At 64.6% G+C, this 17,294-nt stretch carries 17 protein-coding genes and 1 pseudogene; 13 read left to right on the forward strand and 5 right to left on the reverse strand.

The annotated features are described in order from the left end of the window. Nucleotides 1–56 precede the first annotated feature (56 nt). From GGD40_RS02020 to GGD40_RS02030, 3 genes and pseudogenes are all read left to right on the forward strand, one after another. Nucleotides 57–953, forward strand: coding sequence for an ABC transporter substrate-binding protein (locus GGD40_RS02020; protein ID WP_179744841.1), 897 nt, complete (start codon nt 57–59; stop codon nt 951–953). 92 nt (nt 954–1,045) lie between these two features. Next, nucleotides 1,046–1,360: pseudogene (locus tag GGD40_RS02025) on the forward strand (LLM class flavin-dependent oxidoreductase); the annotation flags it as partial. A 113-nt stretch (nt 1,361–1,473) separates the two neighbouring features. After that, a complete protein-coding gene (locus GGD40_RS02030) occupies nt 1,474–2,001 on the forward strand; it encodes a GNAT family N-acetyltransferase (protein WP_179704452.1) in 528 nt (175 codons plus the stop codon). A gap of 99 nt (nt 2,002–2,100) precedes the next feature. Here the strand turns inward: GGD40_RS02030 and GGD40_RS02035 are convergent, their stop codons facing one another. The 4 genes from GGD40_RS02035 to GGD40_RS02050 all read right to left on the reverse strand — a co-directional run bounded on the left by GGD40_RS02035 (nt 2,101) and on the right by GGD40_RS02050 (nt 6,358). Beyond that, on the reverse strand, nt 2,101–2,745 hold the full coding sequence (locus GGD40_RS02035) for a thiol:disulfide interchange protein DsbA/DsbL (protein WP_179742656.1): 645 nt from the start codon (nt 2,743–2,745) through the stop codon (nt 2,101–2,103). A gap of 121 nt (nt 2,746–2,866) precedes the next feature. Then, nucleotides 2,867–4,174 carry an MFS transporter gene (locus tag GGD40_RS02040; RefSeq protein WP_257030314.1) on the reverse strand — a complete coding sequence of 436 codons (1,308 nt, stop codon included), beginning with the start codon at nt 4,172–4,174 and terminating at the stop codon, nt 2,867–2,869. A 109-nt stretch (nt 4,175–4,283) separates the two neighbouring features. Beyond that, nucleotides 4,284–5,318 (reverse strand): dihydrodipicolinate synthase family protein, encoded by a 1,035-nt coding sequence (locus tag GGD40_RS02045; protein WP_179742657.1) that lies wholly within the window; start codon nt 5,316–5,318, stop codon nt 4,284–4,286. Nucleotides 5,319–5,446: 128 nt separating this feature from the next. Next, nucleotides 5,447–6,358, reverse strand: a complete 912-nt coding sequence (locus GGD40_RS02050; RefSeq protein ID WP_179742658.1) for a LysR family transcriptional regulator — start codon at nt 6,356–6,358, stop codon at nt 5,447–5,449. 127 nt (nt 6,359–6,485) lie between these two features. On the opposite strand from GGD40_RS02050, the gene GGD40_RS02055 reads away from it, so the two are divergent. Continuing rightward, on the forward strand, nt 6,486–7,631 hold the full coding sequence (locus tag GGD40_RS02055) for a mandelate racemase/muconate lactonizing enzyme family protein (RefSeq protein WP_179742659.1): 1,146 nt from the start codon (nt 6,486–6,488) through the stop codon (nt 7,629–7,631). On the opposite strand, the gene GGD40_RS02060 is transcribed toward GGD40_RS02055, so the two are convergent. Further along, on the reverse strand, nt 7,625–8,758 hold the full coding sequence (locus GGD40_RS02060) for an AraC family transcriptional regulator (protein WP_179742660.1): 1,134 nt from the start codon (nt 8,756–8,758) through the stop codon (nt 7,625–7,627). The two genes, GGD40_RS02055 and GGD40_RS02060, sit on opposite strands and share 7 nt — an antisense overlap. Nucleotides 8,759–9,016: 258 nt before the next feature. On the opposite strand from GGD40_RS02060, the gene GGD40_RS02065 reads away from it, so the two are divergent. The 9 genes from GGD40_RS02065 to GGD40_RS02105 all read left to right on the forward strand — a co-directional run bounded on the left by GGD40_RS02065 (nt 9,017) and on the right by GGD40_RS02105 (nt 17,228). Beyond that, nucleotides 9,017–10,672 (forward strand): AMP-binding protein, encoded by a 1,656-nt coding sequence (locus GGD40_RS02065; protein WP_179744843.1) that lies wholly within the window; start codon nt 9,017–9,019, stop codon nt 10,670–10,672. Between the two features lie 183 nt (nt 10,673–10,855). Beyond that, nucleotides 10,856–11,731, forward strand: a complete 876-nt coding sequence (locus GGD40_RS02070; RefSeq protein WP_179742661.1) for an AraC family transcriptional regulator — start codon at nt 10,856–10,858, stop codon at nt 11,729–11,731. A gap of 87 nt (nt 11,732–11,818) precedes the next feature. Beyond that, the gene (locus tag GGD40_RS02075) at nt 11,819–12,742 is read left to right on the forward strand and encodes a PhzF family phenazine biosynthesis protein (protein WP_179742662.1); all 924 of its coding nucleotides are present in this window, start codon (nt 11,819–11,821) and stop codon (nt 12,740–12,742) included. Next, nucleotides 12,739–13,242, forward strand: a complete 504-nt coding sequence (locus tag GGD40_RS02080; RefSeq protein WP_179742663.1) for a RidA family protein — start codon at nt 12,739–12,741, stop codon at nt 13,240–13,242. Before GGD40_RS02075 ends, GGD40_RS02080 begins: the two co-directional genes overlap by 4 nt. Nucleotides 13,243–13,322: 80 nt before the next feature. Next, nucleotides 13,323–14,075: a transporter substrate-binding domain-containing protein gene (locus GGD40_RS02085; RefSeq protein ID WP_257030315.1), complete on the forward strand. Its 753-nt coding sequence runs from the start codon at nt 13,323–13,325 to the stop codon at nt 14,073–14,075. Next, on the forward strand, nt 14,072–14,728 hold the full coding sequence (gene glnP, locus GGD40_RS02090; RefSeq protein WP_179704470.1) for a glutamine ABC transporter permease GlnP: 657 nt from the start codon (nt 14,072–14,074) through the stop codon (nt 14,726–14,728). The genes GGD40_RS02085 and glnP overlap by 4 nt, the downstream gene beginning before the upstream one ends. Next, nucleotides 14,725–15,453, forward strand: coding sequence for a glutamine ABC transporter ATP-binding protein GlnQ (gene glnQ / locus GGD40_RS02095; protein ID WP_306456568.1), 729 nt, complete (start codon nt 14,725–14,727; stop codon nt 15,451–15,453). The genes glnP and glnQ overlap by 4 nt, the downstream gene beginning before the upstream one ends. A gap of 47 nt (nt 15,454–15,500) precedes the next feature. Beyond that, nucleotides 15,501–16,685 carry a serine hydrolase domain-containing protein gene (locus GGD40_RS02100; protein ID WP_179742664.1) on the forward strand — a complete coding sequence of 395 codons (1,185 nt, stop codon included), beginning with the start codon at nt 15,501–15,503 and terminating at the stop codon, nt 16,683–16,685. Between the two features lie 153 nt (nt 16,686–16,838). Next, a complete protein-coding gene (locus GGD40_RS02105; protein ID WP_179742665.1) occupies nt 16,839–17,228 on the forward strand; it encodes a MarR family winged helix-turn-helix transcriptional regulator in 390 nt (129 codons plus the stop codon). Nucleotides 17,229–17,294: the final 66 nt, after the last annotated feature.

Raw genomic sequence — 17,294 nt, forward strand, 5'->3', positions numbered from 1 at the left:
ATCCATTGCACAGGCAACGTCGCGCCTTCCTGCTTGAGCTGGCCGCACTGGCCGTGATGCCGCTCGCGTGGCACGCCGGCATCGCGCAGGCCGCCGCGCAGACTTTCGACTTCAGTGCGGAGCAGAAAGGCCGCGTGCGCGCACCGAAAGACGCCGAAGCGCTACGCGCCGCCGCAAGCTACCGCTTCGTCACGCCCGGCGTGTTCACCGTGGCGGTTGCGCCAGCCGCGCCGCCCATTGCGACTTATGCGACCGATGCGCACAGCGTGGTGGGCGCCGATCCCGACTACGCGCAACTGCTGGCCGATGCGCTCGGTCTGCGGCTGCAGTTGGTGCCGGTCGCGTGGGCCGACTGGCCGCTCGGTCTGACGTCGGGCCGCTACGACGCGGTGATTTCGAACGTCGGCGTGACCGAGGGGCGCAAGAAGAAGTTCGACTTCACCACCTACCGGCTCGGGCTGCACGGCTTCTATGTGCGCAACGACAGCCCGATCAAAGCGATCCGCGAGCCGCGCGATATCGCGGGTTTGCGGATCGTCACCGGCTCGGGGACGATCCAGGAGCACATCCTGCTCGAATGGAACCGGCGCAACGTGGCACAAGGCCTGAAGGCGGCCACGCTGCAGTACTACGACGACGACCCTGCTTCGGGACGGCTCGCGTTGCTGTCGGGACGCGTGGACGCGATCTTCAATCCGGATGCGCAAATGGCCTACGAGGCCGCGACGCAAGGGCAGACCCGGCGCGTCGGCACGGTCAACGCGGGCTGGCCGCTCAAGGCCGACGTCGCGATCGCGACGCGCAAAGACAGCGGGCTTGCGCCGGCGCTGACGGCGGCGACCAATCAACTGATCCGCGGCGGCCAGTATCGCGCGGCGCTGACGCGCTGGGGCGTACAGGCGCAAGCTGTGGAGCATTCGGAAACCAATCCGCCCGGCTATCCGGATGCGTGAACCGGGGCGTGCGTTGCCCGATACCGCTCTACCGGCACCGGGCGTTTCAAGCACGGCATCGACGCAGTTTCAGAACAACAACGAGGTCCACTATGTGCGCGGTTCGCATCGATCATCTTGCTTTCCTGACGCCGGGTAATTATCCCGACGATGCGCCGCTCGCCGGTTTCGAGCGCACGCTCGACCAGTTTCGCGTCGGCGAGTCGCTCGGCTACGACAGCGCGTGGGTACGTCAGCGACATCTGGAGCGCGCGGTGTCGTCCGCCGCGACGTTTCTGGCGGCGGCGAGCCAGCGCACCACGCGTATCGGACTCGGCGCGGCGGTGATCCAGATGGGTTACGAGAATCCGTTCCGGCTGGCCGAAGATCTGGCCACCGTCGACGTGCTGTCGCACGGCCGCCTGAATTCGTCACGCGAGTCGCCCCTGAACTGGGCTGGCGGCCGGCCGACGCGCAGGGATCGCAACTCACCACACCTGCGGAACTGCCGGTTCGTTACGCGCAGGCAAGGAGATAAGGTATGTCAGCGGTGCTTCCCTCCGTCGCAACAGACGATCGGCTCGTCTACGTCTCGGTTCTCGATCCGTTGGCGCGTCCGTTGTTCGACGAACTGGCTCACGAATATGCCAGCCGTTACGTCGGCCTGGTCGACGAGCAGGAGCTTGCGCATGAAATGCAGCGCTATCCGGTCGAGGCGTTCGCCGCGCCGGAGGGCGCGTTCGTGCTGCTATTGCGCAATGGCGAGGCGATCGCGGGCGGTGCGTTCATGCGCCACACCGATCCCGGCACCGTCGAATTCAAACGCATCTGGGCAAGCAGCCGGCATCGCCGTCAGGGGCTCGCACGGCGTGTACTGGCCGAACTGGAAGCGCAGGCCGTACGGCTGGGTTACACGCGCGTGTTTCTCGGCACGGGGCCGCGTCAGCCTGAAGCGATCGCGCTTTATCGAAGCAACGGCTATACGCTGCTGTCGGCGCATGACTTCGGTGAGGATGAGCCGCCGGGGTATCTGTTCGAGAAGTATTTGCCCGCGTTGCAGGGCGAGTAGCGCAAGCGGCCGAGAGAAAGCTTTGGCCGCGGCCTAAGGTTGAACGCGGCGCACCTCCTCAGTTCGAAGGCGGTTGCCGCGGTTTCAGCACGCGCGCCCTTACATCTTTTTCGCCCGCACCGACGCCACCAGGTAATCCAATACCTGAATCGTGCCCGGCAAACTTTCCGTGCTGGCGGGGCCGGTTAAATACTTGCCCTGTACGGCTAACGTAGGCGTCGCATTGACCTGATAGTCCTTGATCAACCGTGTGTCACGCTGCAACGCGCTTTGCGTCGAGAACGAGTTATACGCCTGCAGGTATTTGGCTTTATCCACGCCCTGAGTGGCGAGGAAAGTCGCTTGCGAATCCGGCGTCAGCAAATAGTCTTTCTTCACGTAGATTTCGTTGAAGACCACCGGCGTCAGGCGCGATGCCAGGCCGAGCGCGTCGAGTGCATGAAACATCCGCGAATGCGGCACGAAATCGTCGCGGAAGGCGACCGGGACCCGCTGAAACACCACGTCCGGACCCTGCTTTTTGACCCATGCTTCCAGATACGGATCGAACTCGGCGCAGTGCGGGCAGCCGTACCACATGAACTCCGTGACGACGATTTTGCCGGGCGCATCCACCGGTTGCGGCGTGGAGAGAACGGTGTACTCCTTGCCGGCCACCGGCGCCGACGTCGATGCATGAGCAGTGGAAAGTGCGGCGGCAAACAGCGAAACGGCGACGATCGAGGCGCGGAAGAGGGTTTTCATGGTCGCAAAAGGGAGGGAACAGGCCCCGAGCAAAACATAGAAAAATTAAACGATGCTTAAGGGGGTTTTGCCGAGCGGCGGTACTGAATTCCGCACGGCAAAAAAACCGCCGTCCCAGGCCTCAGCGATTCACCAATCTTGCCGGAATAAACACCAGAATCAGCACCGCCGAGAGCGTCAGCGTACACGCCGTCAGCACCAGCCCGGACGCCAACGTATGCGTATATCCCTTGAGCCAGCCGATCACGGTCGGACTGATAAAACCCGCCAGATTGCCGGTGGAATTGATCAACGCAATGCCGGCCGCCGCGCCGCTGCCGCCGAGAAACGCAGTGGGCAGCGCCCAGAACATCGGCAGCGCGGTGACCACGCCGGAGACGGCCAGCGTGAGGCCGAGCATCGACAGCACGGAGCTATCGCCATTGGCCGCGCACAAGCTGAAACCGGACGCGGCCACCAGCGCCGGGACGACGATATGCCAGCGGCGTTCGCGCGTGCGGTCGGCATGGCGGCCTACCGTGAGCATCGAAACCAGCGCGACCGAATAAGGAATCATGGTCAGCAAGCCGATCATCAACGGATCGTCGATCCCCGTGCCGCGAATAATGGTCGGCTGCCAGAAGCCGATCGCATACGAGCCCATCACGATGCCGAACAGCACGAGACACAGCAGCCAGACCCGCGCCGAACCGAACACCGCGCGCACCGAACCGTGTGTGCGCACCACGGCGTCGGCATCGATTTCGCCTTGAATCACGCGCTTTTCCGCGTCGGTGAGCCAGGTGGCGTCGGCTACGCGATCGTCGAGACAGCGGTAGATCACCACGCCCAGCACGATGGACGGCAACGCCTCGACGATGAACAGCCACTGCCATCCTTCGAGTCCCCACGTGCCGTTGAACGCATGCATCAGGTAGCCGGACAACGGACCACCGAGCAAACCGGAGACGGGAATGCCGGCCATCAGCAGCGCGGTCATCTTGCCGCGCCGATGCGACGGAAACCAGTACGTGAGGTACAGGATCATGCCGGGGAAAAACCCGGCTTCGGCCACCCCTAGCAGAAAGCGCACGATGTAAAACATCAGCGGCGTGCTGACCCACGCGGTGACCATGGAAAGCAGCGCCCACGTCACCATGATGCGGGCGATCCAGCGTCGCGCGCCGAAGCGGTGCAGGAGCAGATTGCTCGGCACCTCGAACAGGAAATAGCCGATAAAGAAACAACCGGCGCCGAGGCCATACGCCGCTTCGCTGAAATGCAGACTGCTGAGCATCTGCAGTTTCGCGAAACCGACGTTGACGCGGTCCAGATAAGCGACCACGTAGCCGACGAACAGCAGCGGCATGAAGCGCCACGCGACGCGGCGGAATAGCTGGTCGGCGGACGTCGCGTCGAGCGCGGCGGGGTAGGACGTGTGACTGAGCAAAGCTTGTCTCCTGGCCCGCCGTACTGGTTATTTTGAGTGCGGTGGCGGGCGAACGATGTAAGAGTGTACGGGGCCGTGAGCCGTGCTTCCTGGGGCTGGCCCGCAAGGGTCAGGCGGCGCGGGTCTTCTGACGAGGCGGCTTGTGGTTTGCAAAGCCGTTCTGCTGCTGAAAACCCGCCGCAAGCCTCGCCGCGCCTTCCATTTCGAAGCCATCGCGCGTGAGCGCCTGTTGCAATTCGCGTTGCTGCGCGTCGTCGAGTTCGACAAGCGGCGCACGCATCGCGGTCCATTGCGCGTCGCCCGATTGCCAGGCGATCGCGGCCTTCATCGCGGCGATGATCGGGTAGCGCTGGAAAATCGCGCGCGTGTCGTTCAGGCGCTGTTGCCGCTCCGCCGCGTCGGCGTCGCGCCAATTCCGCGCGAGACGTACGATCGCCGCCGCGTTGACGTTGCCGGTCGCCGTAATGCAGCCGGCGCCGCCGTGTTGCAACGTGGGCAGCAAGGTCGTTTCTGTGCCGGCGAAGACGTCGAACTGTTCGCTCTGGAATGCCTCGATCAACGCGGCAGTGTGTTGCCAGTCGCCGCCGCTGTCCTTGATGCCCGCGACGACGCCCGGATACCGCTTGAGCAATCGCTCGATCAACCCAAAGCTGAGGCCCACCTGCGAAACCGGTGGGATGTGATACAGATAAAGACGCAGACGACTGTCGGCCACCGCGTCGATCACTTCGGCAAAGCCGCGAAACAATCCCTCGTCGCTCACGCCTTTGTAGAAAAACGGCGGCAGCATCAACACACCGGCGCAACCGCTGGCAACCGCATGGCGGGTCATGTCGATCGCGTCGGGCAGCGCGCAGGCGCCGGTGCCCGGCATCATGCGCTCAGGCGGCAGGTCGGCTTCCAGCAAGGCGTCAAGCAGCGCGCGCTTTTCGTCGACGGTGAGCGAGTTTGCTTCCGAGTTGGTGCCGAACACGGCGAGCCCGACGTCCTGGTCCAGCAGCCAGCGGCAGTGATTGACGAAGCGGACCGGCGAGGGCATGCCGTCCGCATTGAACGGCGTGAGGACCGGCGACAGGACGCCGCCTAAGCCACGTACGCCACGTAGGCCACGTGCGCCGGGTAAGCAGGACGAGGGCGTGCTCATGTTTTTGTCTCCTTCGGTGTTCAGAGTGGCCGCGTCCTTGAATGCCCGGTGACGGCATTCAGGCGCCGAAGCAGTATTGCGTGACCATGAACCGCGAAGAAGCGTGAGCCGCTTGCTTCAAACGTTAATTATTTTTGTGTCCCGGGTCGAAGCGGTTTCGTCGCGGGCATCGCGTCGAGCTCCTGCGCGGTCTTCAGAAACGCCTGCACCAGCCGCATACGCGCCGACGAACGGCCCCACAGCAGGCCCACCACGCGCTTCGGAAACGCATGCGGCAGCGGCCATCGGGCGAGCGCTAGCCCGGAGAAACGCGTCATCAGCCAGTCCGGTACCAGCGACACGCCCAGCCCCCGGTCCACCATCACCGCGATCGCATCGAGCCCGTCGAGTTCGCAGCGCTGATGCGGCTGGATGCCGTGTTGGCGCAAGTAACCGTCGGCAAGCTGGCCGCCGACGACATTGCGGTCGTAACGCACGAACGGTTCGCGCCGCAGCACCTCGTGCGGATCGCCGACCTGCATCGACGCGGGCGTCAGCAGCACCAGCGGTTCTTCGCGGAAGGTGTGCCAGTCGCAGCTTTTCGGCAGGTCGAAGAGCGGCTGCACCAGCATCGCCGCGTCCAGATCGCCGCTCACCACCTTGCGGTAAAGATCGACCGAATTGCCGGGCTCCAGATAGATATCGATCTGCGGATGCCGCGCGAGCAAGGCGGCCAGCACGTCCGGAATCACGCTCGTCATCATGGTCGGCGTGCCGCCCAGTCGCAGTTGACCCGCCAGCACGGACTCGTCGTTCAGATCGGCGGACAGGTCGCGAATGTCGTGCAGCACCGCGCGGGCGCGCGCCAGAATGCGCTCGCCGGCCTCGGTCGTGCCGACCGTGCGCCCGGAACGGCGCACCAGTTTCGCGCCGAGTTCCTGTTCGAGCATCTTCACCCGCTGCGCCACCGCGGCCGGCGTCAGATCGAGCCGGCGCGCGGCTTCGGCGATCGAGCCGAGTTCGACCACATAGACAAAGCTCTGCAGGTAGCGCGAGTCCATTGAATAGAATTTTTATCTTTTGAAGAAGCCAAAGGATACTGTTTTTGATGCCACGCGGCTATCACACTTCGATCTCACCGAACGCGCATCAGACGCGAACGGTCCGCAAAAATGGAGGAGTGTGGAAATGCCAAAGATTGAATCGGTGTCGGTTTGCGCGGCGGGTGTGCCGCTGGATCGTGTGACTTCGTTTGCCACGCGCACGGTGACGACACGTCACTACGGCCTGGTCAAAGTGCGTTCAACCGATGGCGTCGAAGGAATCGGTTTCTGTTATGTGGGCAGCGCGGGCGGTGAGCTGCTGCGCGTGGCCGTCGAGCAGTTGCTCGCGCCGGTGCTGATCGGCAAGGACTCGTACGCGGTGGAAGGCCTGTGGCAGGCGATGTATCAGGAAGCCTTGCTGCACGGCCGCGCCGGCACGGTAATGCGCGCGCTCAGTATTCTCGACACGGCGCTGTGGGACCTGAACGCGCGCAGCCACAACGTGCCGCTGCACAAGTATCTCGGCGCGGTGGAACTCGACACGGTGCCGGCGTATGCGAGCGGCGGCTATTACCTCGACGGGAAATCGGCGGGCATGCTCGGCGAGGAAATGGCGAGCTATGTCGAGATGGGTTTCAAGGCGGTGAAGATGAAGGGCGGCCGTCTTTCGCCGCGCGACGAAGAAGCGCGCGTGCGCGCCGCGCGCGAAGCGATCGGCCCCGACGTCGAACTGATGATCGACATCAACAACGGCTGGACCGACACGACTCAGGCGTTGCAGCATTTGCGGCGCATCGAGCAGTACGATCCGTACTTCGTCGAAGAGCCGTTCTCGCCGGACGATATCGACAATCACGCGCGTCTCGCCAAACTCACGCGCGTGCCGGTCGCCACCGGCGAGATCGGCTATGGCCGCTGGTATCACAAGGAACTGCTCGACAAGGGTGGCGCGGCGATTCTGCAAACGGACGCAGTGGTGTGCGGCGGTATCAGCGAATGGCGGCGCATTGCGGCGACCGCCGCGAGCTATGGCGTGGTGATGTGCCCGCACTGGTTTCACGACGTGCATGCACCGTTGGTTGCGGCCACACCGAATGCGCGCTATGTCGAGTACTTCTGGGACGATCAGGTGTTGAACTTCCGGCGCTTGATCGATCGGCAACTCGGCCATAAAAACGGCCGCATCGTGCTGCATCAGACGCCGGGGCTCGGCTTCAATTTCGACGAGCGGGAAGTCGCGAAAGTGGGGAAGTGGACGGTGATCGACTCTACCGGCGCCAGCAATCACTGATCGCCGCTCGGACCACTAGCCGCAGTCGTACGGTTTTGCCGAACCTCATGGGGCGTTTTACCCGTCCACCGTTTGAACGCATGCCGAAAACCCACGGCATCGCTAAACCCCAGCGTCAAAGCTATGTCTTCGGTGCCCAGCGTGGTGGTGGTCAGATAGTCGATGGCCAGCGCTTTACGCACGCTGGTCAACAGTTCGCTGTAAGACGTGCCTTCAGCGTCCAGCTTGCGACGCAGCGTGCGTGAGGTCATGCAAAGATTCCCGGCGATCTGATCGATCACCGGGAACTGGCCGGGCGTTCGAATCAGCTCCTGGTAGACGCGTCGGCTGACGCCCGCCTGCCAGCGGAAGGTTTCGAGCAAACGCGCGCACTCCGTCGACACCTGCGCGGCCGTGATGGGGTTGGCGAGTTGCGGCGCGCGCGACAACCACGCCGCCGGATAGCTGAGCGTGTTGCGCGGCTGGCCGAAGGCCAGCGGACATTCCAGCGCCTCGGCCAACGCGGCGGCGTGCGGTGGCTCCGCTTGCGTGAAGGCCGCATGCGCGGGCACACACCAGGTGCCCATCACATCTTTGGTGACCGTGGCGTGTACGGTGATTTGCAGGTCGATCAGGAAGCGATAGAGCTGATCGTCCACCTCGGGCAGCAGGACTTCTTCGCGCTGCGGAAAGAGCCACGACGCCACGCCTTCGTGCCCGACCCAGCACAGATCGAACACGCCATTGACCAGCTCGAAGTATTTGACCGCCGTGTCGAACATGTCGGCCATGGTGCCGGTGCAGAGCAGCGCGTAGCCATACATGCCGTAGCTGGACACATGCATCTGACGTCCGACCCGAACCCCCAGGTCCGACTCGCCGTACTGGCCGACCGCATTGCGCGCGGCGGTGAGAAACTGCAGCGGCGACGTCAGCGTGAAGGGATCGGCGATCGACTCGACGTCGAGACCGGTGCCGGCCAGCACCGCGCCGGCGTCCAGGCCGGCTTGCGAAGCGACCCCGATCAGCACCGCGAGCTTGGACGGCGAGAAGCGTTTTTCCCGCAGGACGACGGCCGACGACGCGTGTTTCCATCGATTGCTTTGACGTCGCGTTGCCGGCGCCGGAGTCGCCGCGCTGTGCTGCATGTGAGGCCTTATGTCCGAATCGATATCCCTTGTGGGTGTCAGATTTTGCGCTCGTCCGTGCTTCGATGCCATAGGGTTCACCCTGATTACCCCTACGGGGAAGCACTCATGTCGTCCCGCAACGAGGTTGCTCACGGCGCGCAAGGGTCGGGTTTGTCCATTTCAATCACGATTCTGGCCGCGTAGAGCATTTGCAGGTTGCGGACGGCGCGCCATAGTCGCACCATCAGCAGCTCTGCCTTTGCGCGAAAAACCAACATGAACAAGAGACACTGGCTCCAGTCGTATGGCTCGATCCCCGCCGAGATCGACGCCGACCGTTATCCGTCCGTGAATGCGCTACTGGACGGCGCGATGCGCGAGTTTGCCGGGAAACCCGCGTTCCACGCGTTTGGCCAGACACTGAGCTTCGCGGATGTCGACCGTGCCTCGCACGCGTTCGCTGCTTATCTCCAGCAAGTTGCGGGCGTCAGGAAGGCTGACCGGGTGGCCGTGATGCTGCCCAATCTGCTGGCGTTTCCAATCGCGTTCATTGCGATCGCAAAGATTGGTGCGGTCCAGGTCAACGTCAATCCGCTCTACACCGCGCGCGAACTCGAGCATCAACTCAACGACGCAGGCGCCGAAGTCGTCGTGGTGTACAACGGCTCGACACCGACGCTGGCCCAGGTGATCGGCAAGACGCGTATCAGGACCGTTATCACGGTCAGCCCAGGCGACTGGGGTAAAAGCGGTGGCAACAGCGGCGGCGCTGCGATTCCAGGACCCGCCGTCGATGCATCGTTGAGCGATGCCGTCACGTTCTCCGCCGCGATCGCTCAGGGTGAGAAGTTGCAACTGGAACCGGTGGAGGTGGGCGGCCACGACCTGCTGTTCCTGCAATACACGGGCGGCACGACCGGTCCGTCAAAGGGCGCTGCGTTGTCGCACCGCAATCTGGTCGCCAACATCGAGCAGTTCAAGGCCTTCATGCCCGACGTGCAGCGACCCGGCGAAGAGGTGGTCGTTACCGCGATTCCGCTGTATCACATCTTTGCGCTGATGGTGAATTTCCTCACCTTCTTCTCGGTCGGCGCGGCGAACTGGCTGGTGGCCAATCCACGCGACGGCGATGCCTTCATCGACGTGCTGAAGGCGGCGCGGCCGACCGTCTTCGCCGGCGTCAACACGCTCTACGCGAGCCTCGTGGCCCACCCGCGACTGACGGAGGTGGACTGGTCGCGCCTGAGGCTCGGCGCCGGCGGCGGCACCGCGGTGATCGACGTCGTCTCGGCGCGCTGGGAAAGCCTCACCGGCAGCTTTATCCGAGAGGGCTACGGCTTGTCGGAGACGTCGCCCATTGTCACGTTCAACCCACAGTCCATCGCCGCGTTCACGGGCACCGTCGGGTTCCCCGTGCCATCCACGGATGTGACGCTGCTGGACGAGCAGGACCGGGCGGTCGGCGTGGGGGAGGCCGGCGAGATCTGCGTCAAGGGGCCGCAAGTCATGCTGGGCTACTGGAATCAGCCGGAGGCGAATGCGAAGGCGTTTACCGACGAGGGTTATTTCCGCACCGGCGACATCGGCGTCTTCGACGCAGAGGGCTTCCTCAGGATTGTCGACCGCAAGAAAGACATGGTCATCGTGTCGGGCTTCAACGTGTATCCGAACGAAGTGGAAGCGGTCGCGACCGCGTTCCCCGGCATCGCCGAATGCGCCTGCATCGGCGTGCCGGACGAACGGACCGGCGAGGCGCTCAAGCTCTTCGTCGTCAAGACCTCCGAGGCCGACGTCACGGAGCAGGCGTTAATCGCCCACTGCCGCGCCAGCATGGCCGCTTATAAAGTGCCGAAGGTCGTCCGCTTCGTCGACGCGCTGCCGAAATCGCCAGTGGGCAAGATCCTGCGACGGGAGCTTCGTCAGGTGGAATGAGCGGCGTTCGGTGACACGCAGTCGACAGGGCGAAGCCCGATACCCGCCGCTATTTTGAGTTGCTATCCTGCGTCGGAACCCGTTCATCCCCGGCCGCCGCCTTGCCCAGCGGCTTGCGAATCAAGCGTCGTCCCGGCCGGCGAACGGTGTGACACCGGTTTCGTATCGCCCAGGAGTACCGCCATGCTGCGTTCGTTCGATCAACTCTGCCAGCCGGTCAACAAGGACCTGCTGGTCGCTGCCGACGACGGCCACGCAACGCTCACCGGCGGCGGCACCTATGCGATGCCGTGGCACTGGCACGACTGCCTGATGTTCATCCTGCCGAGCCACGGCGCGGTGGAGCTGCGGCATGAAGACCGTCGCGCGGGCACTTGGCTATCGCAGGACCGCTTCGCGGTGGTGCCGTCGGGCCGTGCCCATCAAACCCGCGCGGGCTGCGGCACGCACACGCACGTCGCCGTCTACGTGACCGGTGACGCGCTGCATAAGCTCGACGTCGGGGTCGGCTCGCTGGGCGAGTTCCGCCGCCGCACGCGCAACCCGATCCTCGTGCGCCGGACCGCCGCGATCCGCACCTTGCAGGAACTCTCGTTGCGCAACGACCGCGACGCCTACGGCAGCGCGGCGACCCGCCAGGCGCTCTCGTCGGCGCTATTGATGCAGTGCATCGGCGAGGTGATCGCGGGCAAAACGGAACCCGGAACCTCGCCGCGCGAGCACGGCATGGCGCTCGTGGCCGACCTCGAAGCCTTCCTGACCCGTCATGCCGACCAGGACATTCCGCTCGACACGCTGGAAGAGCGTTTCGGCATCTCGCGTCGCCACATGACGCGCCTGTTCCGCGAAAACACCGGGCGCTCCATCGGCGAATTCCAGCAACAGGTGCGTTACGAGAACGCTCGCCGTTTGCTCGCCGAAACGGACCTGCCGGTCGGCGAGGTGGCGTTCCGCGTCGGTTTCGAAAGCGGCGCAGCGCTCTCGCGCGCGATGCGTCGCATCGGCGGCCATTCGCCGTCCGAGTTGCGCGCCGGCGTGGCCCGTTCGGTCAAATCTTAGGGCCCGTTCGAACGCGCGGCGCGGCGGCGATCCCCGTAATCTGGGCGGATGGAAACACATCCCCCGGCCAGCGGGGCTCACGCCGCCATGTCTTTACGTCATACAGTCGAACTCGTTAGCGTGTTCGCCGCCGGTCCCGGCGGCGGCAACCCCGCACCGATCGTGGTCGACGCCGCCGGCCTATCCGACAGCGACATGCAGCAGGTCGCGCAGCATTACGGCCACGAAAGCGGCTTCGTGCTGCCGGCTCCGCCTGATTCCGATTGCGATTACGAGTTTCGCTTCTGGGTCCCGAACCACGAAATGCCGATGTGCGGTCACGCCACGGTCGGCGCGGTCTGGCTGCTGCATCGACACGGGCGCTTGCAGCGCGACCGGCTTACCGTCCAGACCCGCAGCGGCCGGGTCGGCGTGCGCATCACCGGCGCCACGCCGGAAGGCGCCGCAGTCGAAATCTCCCAACCCGTGGGCCGGATCGAAGCGTTGCCGCAAGCGCAACTCAGCCGCGACGAGATCCTCGACGCGCTCGGCATCAGCGCCGCGCAACTGGCGCCGCTGCCGATCCAGAACGCCTGCACCAGCCGGGTCAAAACGCTGATTCCACTGGCCAGTCCCGCCTGTCTCGACGCGCTCGCCCCGCGCTTCGAGAAAATCGAAGCCCTGTGCGAGCGCATCGGCTCCACCGGCCTCTATCCCTACGCGACCTTAGACGCCGGCCGGCAAATCTTCGACGCCCGACAGTTTCCGCGCGCCTCCGGTTATCCGGAAGACGCGGCCACGGGAATCGCGGCGTCCGCGCTGTCGTTCGGTTTGCTCGCCAATGGCATGGTGGAAGCGTCCACGCGAACCATCACGATCCGTCAGGGACGCGCGATGCAACGGCCGTCGCAGATCTCGGTGCGCTTCAGCTTCGAAGCCGGCGCCGAATCCGGCCGCCCTGACGGCTGCTGGCTCGGCGGTCCGGTTCGCCTCGAGGCACACAGCGGCGAGCCCAGCGGAGCGCCGTCATGACGATCGACATTCCAGCCCGGCTCGCGCAACTGGGCATGACGCTGCCGCCCGCGCCGGTGCCGCGCGGCGCCTATCAGGGCGTCGTGATTCACAACGGCATCGCCTATGTCAGCGGTCAGGTGAGCCGTACCGCCGACGGGATCATCGCCGGGCCGGTGGATCGCGACACGCCGTTGAGCGTCTTCCAGTACGCGGCGCAAACCTGCGTGCTGCGCGCGCTGAGCGCGCTCGTGGCCGCGCTGCCGGCGTCGAGCGCGGTCGAACGCGTCCTGTTCCTGCGCGGCTTCATCAATACCGTGCCCAGTTTCGTGAACCACAGCGCGGTGCTGGATGAAGCCTCGGCGGTGCTGCACGACGTGTTCGGCGATAACGGCCGGCATGCGAGATCGGCGCTGGGCGTCTCCAGTCTGCCGAGCTGCGGCCTGCTCGAAATCGAACTCACCGTGGCGCTGACGCACGAGCGGCATCCGCATTCCGCTGAAACGCCGCGGCAGCCGTAGCGACACCGACGCATGACACACCATCCGGCCGCGCTGAAAACGGCGCGCCGGGCACGATCACCTACCGTGGAGTAACAACCATGAATCGCCGTCAACTGCTGCAACTCGGCCTGGCTGCCGGGCCCGCCATTCTGCTGTCCCGCTCAGTGCTGGCCGCCGATGCCGAACTGGTGGTCGGTTCCAACGTGGGCGCTCCGCCGTTCGCGTTCAAGCAGGGCGACACCTATTCCGGCTTCGACGTCGAAGTCTGGGGCGAGGTCGCCAAAGGCCTGAATCGCAAATGGCGTTTGCAACCGATGGAGTTCGGTGCACTGATCCCGGCGCTGCAGACGCACAACCTCGACGTGATCGTCTCGCAGCTCTTTATCAAGCCGGAGCGCCAGCAGGTGATCGACTTCTCGACGCCGTACTACAAGAGCGGCCTGATCGCGCTGACCCGCATCGACAACACCAGCATCCATACGCCCGCCGATCTGGCCGGCAAACACATCGGCACCGAAACGGGCACGGTCGCGGTGGCCTACATCAAGGACCACGTCAAGGACGCCACGCTCGAACAACTGCCCAGCATCAACAACGCGCTGCTGGCGCTGGAAGCGGGTCGCACCGACGCGGTGGTCTACGACAAGCCGCAACTGCTGTATTACGCCAACACCGCCGGCAAGGGCAAGGTCCGGGTGGTGCAGCCGCCGCTGGAAGGACTCGATGTCGGCATGGGCTTCCAGAAAGGCAGTCCGCTGGTCGCCGCGGCCAACCTTCAGCTCGCCGCCATGCGGGCCGACGGACGGCTCCAGGCGCTCAATCGCAAATGGTTCGGCGAGGCGGCGTCATGAGCTTCGACTGGGCAGCAGTGCTTGCCGCGCTGCCGGACCTGCTGCAGGGTCTGCGGCTCACGCTCCTGATCGCGCTCGCCGGGCTCGGCGGGGGCATCGTGCTCGGCGTCCTCGCGGGCGTGGCGCTGACCTACGGCGGCCGGCTCGCCGTCATCCCGGCACAGGTCTACGTGGCCTTGATTCGCGGCACGCCGATCGTGGTGCAGGTGATGTTCGTCTACTTCGCGCTGCCGATCATGATGGATATCCGCATCAGCGCGACCAGCGCCGCGATCATCACGCTGATCGTTAATTCAGGGGCGTATAACGCGGAAATCATCCGCGGCGCGTTGGATGGTGTGCCGCTCGGACTGCGCGAGGCCGGACTCGCGATGGGCCTGCCGTTTCACAAGGTGCTGGCTCACGTCATCAGCCCGATCGCGTTTCGGCGCGCGCTGCCGGCAATGGGCAACCAGTTCGTCAATCTGGTCAAGGACACCTCGATCTTTCTCGTGATCGGCGTGGGTGAGTTGACCCGGCGCGGCCAGGAGATCATGGCCGAGAACTTTCGGGCGGTGGAAATCTGGACCGCCGTCGCAATCATCTATCTGCTCGTGATCAGCCTGCTCGCGCTGAGTCTGCGAGTGCTCGAACGGAGCGTGCGTTTGCCATGAGCATGATCGAATTCAAGCAAGTCTCGAAGCGCTTCGGCCACAACGTCGTGCTGCACCCGCTCGATCTCGCTATCGAACGCGGCGAGGTCGCCGTGATCGTCGGCCCGTCCGGCTCGGGCAAATCGACGCTGCTACGTTGCATCAACGGACTCGAAACCATCAGCGCCGGCGATCTGCGCGTGGACGACATCAGCGTGCTGGGCTCCGCGCGCGACGTCAGACGCATCCGGCTCGAAGCCGGCATGGTGTTCCAGCAGTTCAACCTGTTTCCGAACCTGACCGCGCTGCAGAACGTCATGTTCGGACCGATTCGCGCACGCGGCCAGACGAAGGCGGAAGCGCGCGAGATCGCCGGGGCGCTGTTGCACAAAGTCGGCCTGGCCGAGCGGATGCAGCACTATCCGTCGCAGCTTTCCGGCGGTCAGCAGCAACGCGTCGCGATCGCGCGAGCGCTGGCGGTCCAGCCGAAGCTGATGCTGTTCGACGAACCGACCTCGGCACTGGATCCCGAATTGCGCCAGGAAGTCCTCAAGGTCATGCAGACGCTCGCCGGCGAGGGCATGACGATGGTCGTCGTCACGCACGAAATGGGCTTCGCACAGCGCGTGGGTTCGCGCCTGCTGTTCATGGAAGCGGGCCGCGTGGTGCACGACGGCAAGCCCGCCGAGATGCTGTCGACGCCGCCTGGGGACCGCTTTCGCGAGTTCCTGCAGCACGTTCATTGATGCCCTCGCGTTTTCACGATCGACCGCCTCAGGAGACTGCAGTCAAGATGATTTCTTCAAGCTTCGAAAACGACTACGGTTTTCGCCGCGACAGTGTGCGGCATGGCAACTGGCGCGAAGCGCCCTGGAACGTCTGGGCGTTTCGCCACGTTCACGAACTGATCCCGACGGCGCGCATCGCGGCCACGCAAGGTCTTGCCGAAGAACCCAAGCTCGACGCCGACGCGCTCAACGCACACGAATTGACGCACGACGGCGAACGCCGCACGGTCGCCTCGATTCTGCGGCAGACCTCGACCGACGCGCTCACGGTAATGCGAGGCGGGCGGTTCGTCGCCGAGTTTCACGCCCCGCATTTCACGCTGCAAAGCCGCCATATTCTGTTTTCAGCCAGCAAGTCGGTGGCGGGGCTGCTCGCCGGCATGCTCGTCGGCGATGGGCTTCTGGACCCTGAAGCGCCCGTCGCGCACTACGTGCCGGAGCTCGCGCGCTCGGCGTTCGGCGATGCCCGTGTCAGGCATGTGCTGGATATGCGCACGAGCCTTGAATTCGACGAAGACTACCTCAACGCGAACGGCATCTACGCGCGTTATCGCCGCGCCGGTCTGCTGGACCCGCGGCGCGACGGTGAGCCGGCCGAGACGGTGATCGAGCTGCTCGCGTTGCTGCGCAAAGGGGCAGGGGAGCACGGTGGCCCGTTTCATTACTGCTCCCCGAACTCGGACGTGCTCGGGCTTGTGATCGAGCGCGCGTCGGGCCAGCGCTATGCGGACTTCGCGTCGGCGCGTCTGTGGCAACCGTTGGGGCTGCGCCAGGACGGTTGCGTGACGGTGGACATCGCGGGCACCGCGCGCTCGGGCGGTGGCCTGTGCATGACGGTGCGCGATCTGGCGAGGATCGGCGAGCTGGTGCGTCTCGGTGGCGTGGTCGACGGACGCCGGCTGATCGCGGCGGACTGGATGAACGACACGCTGACGGGCGGCAGCGCCGAAGCGTGGCGCCGGGGCAGCTTTTCGGACTGGCTGCCGAACGGCAAGTATCGCAACAAGTGGTATCAGGTCGGCAACGCCAGCGGCGCGTGCTTCGCGATCGGCATTCATGGCCAGTGGCTGTACGTCGATCCGTTACGCGAGACGGTGATCGCCAAGTTCTCTTCGCAGCCGGACCCGACGAACAACGAAGTCAAGCGGCTGAATCTCGCGTTGTTCGAATCGATTGCGGCGGCGCGCTGAATTCGGTCCTCTGCTGACGGACTCCCACGCCCTGCGTGGGAAAACGTCGTTTGATGGGGGGCATCGTGAGTATGATGGCGGATCAAACCGCCCATTTCGATCACGAGAGCCTAGAGCATGACGACGCGCAGGAAACCTGCAGTTCCAGTAGGCATGCCGGCCAAAGAAGACCTTGAAGCGATGTCGCTGTTTCGCTATCAGTTGCGTCGATTTCTTCGCTTCTCGGAGGAAGTGACCCATGCCGAAGGTATTACGCCGCTGCAATATCAACTGATGCTGCACGTCCGCGGTTTCTCGGGCCGTGACTGGGCAACGGTCGGGGAACTGGCGGAGCGGCTTCAGGCGGCGCCGCACGGTACCGTTGCGCTGGTGTCGCGCTGCGAGGCAAACGGCCTTGTCTCGCGCCACGCAAGCCGGGCTGACGGGCGTCAGGTCGAAGTGCACCTGACACTCAAAGGGGAGCAGTGCCTCGCGCGACTCGCGTCGAAACACAAGCTGGAAATCGAGGCGTTCGGATGGGCGTTCGACCGCACGCCGTCTTGAGCATGAGGACGGGTAAATCCCGCCTTGCCCGCCTCGGTCCGGAAAGAAATTGGGAAACCCGGCTTC

The organism is Paraburkholderia bryophila (genome assembly GCF_013409255.1).
Taxonomy (GTDB): Bacteria; Pseudomonadota; Gammaproteobacteria; order Burkholderiales; family Burkholderiaceae; genus Paraburkholderia.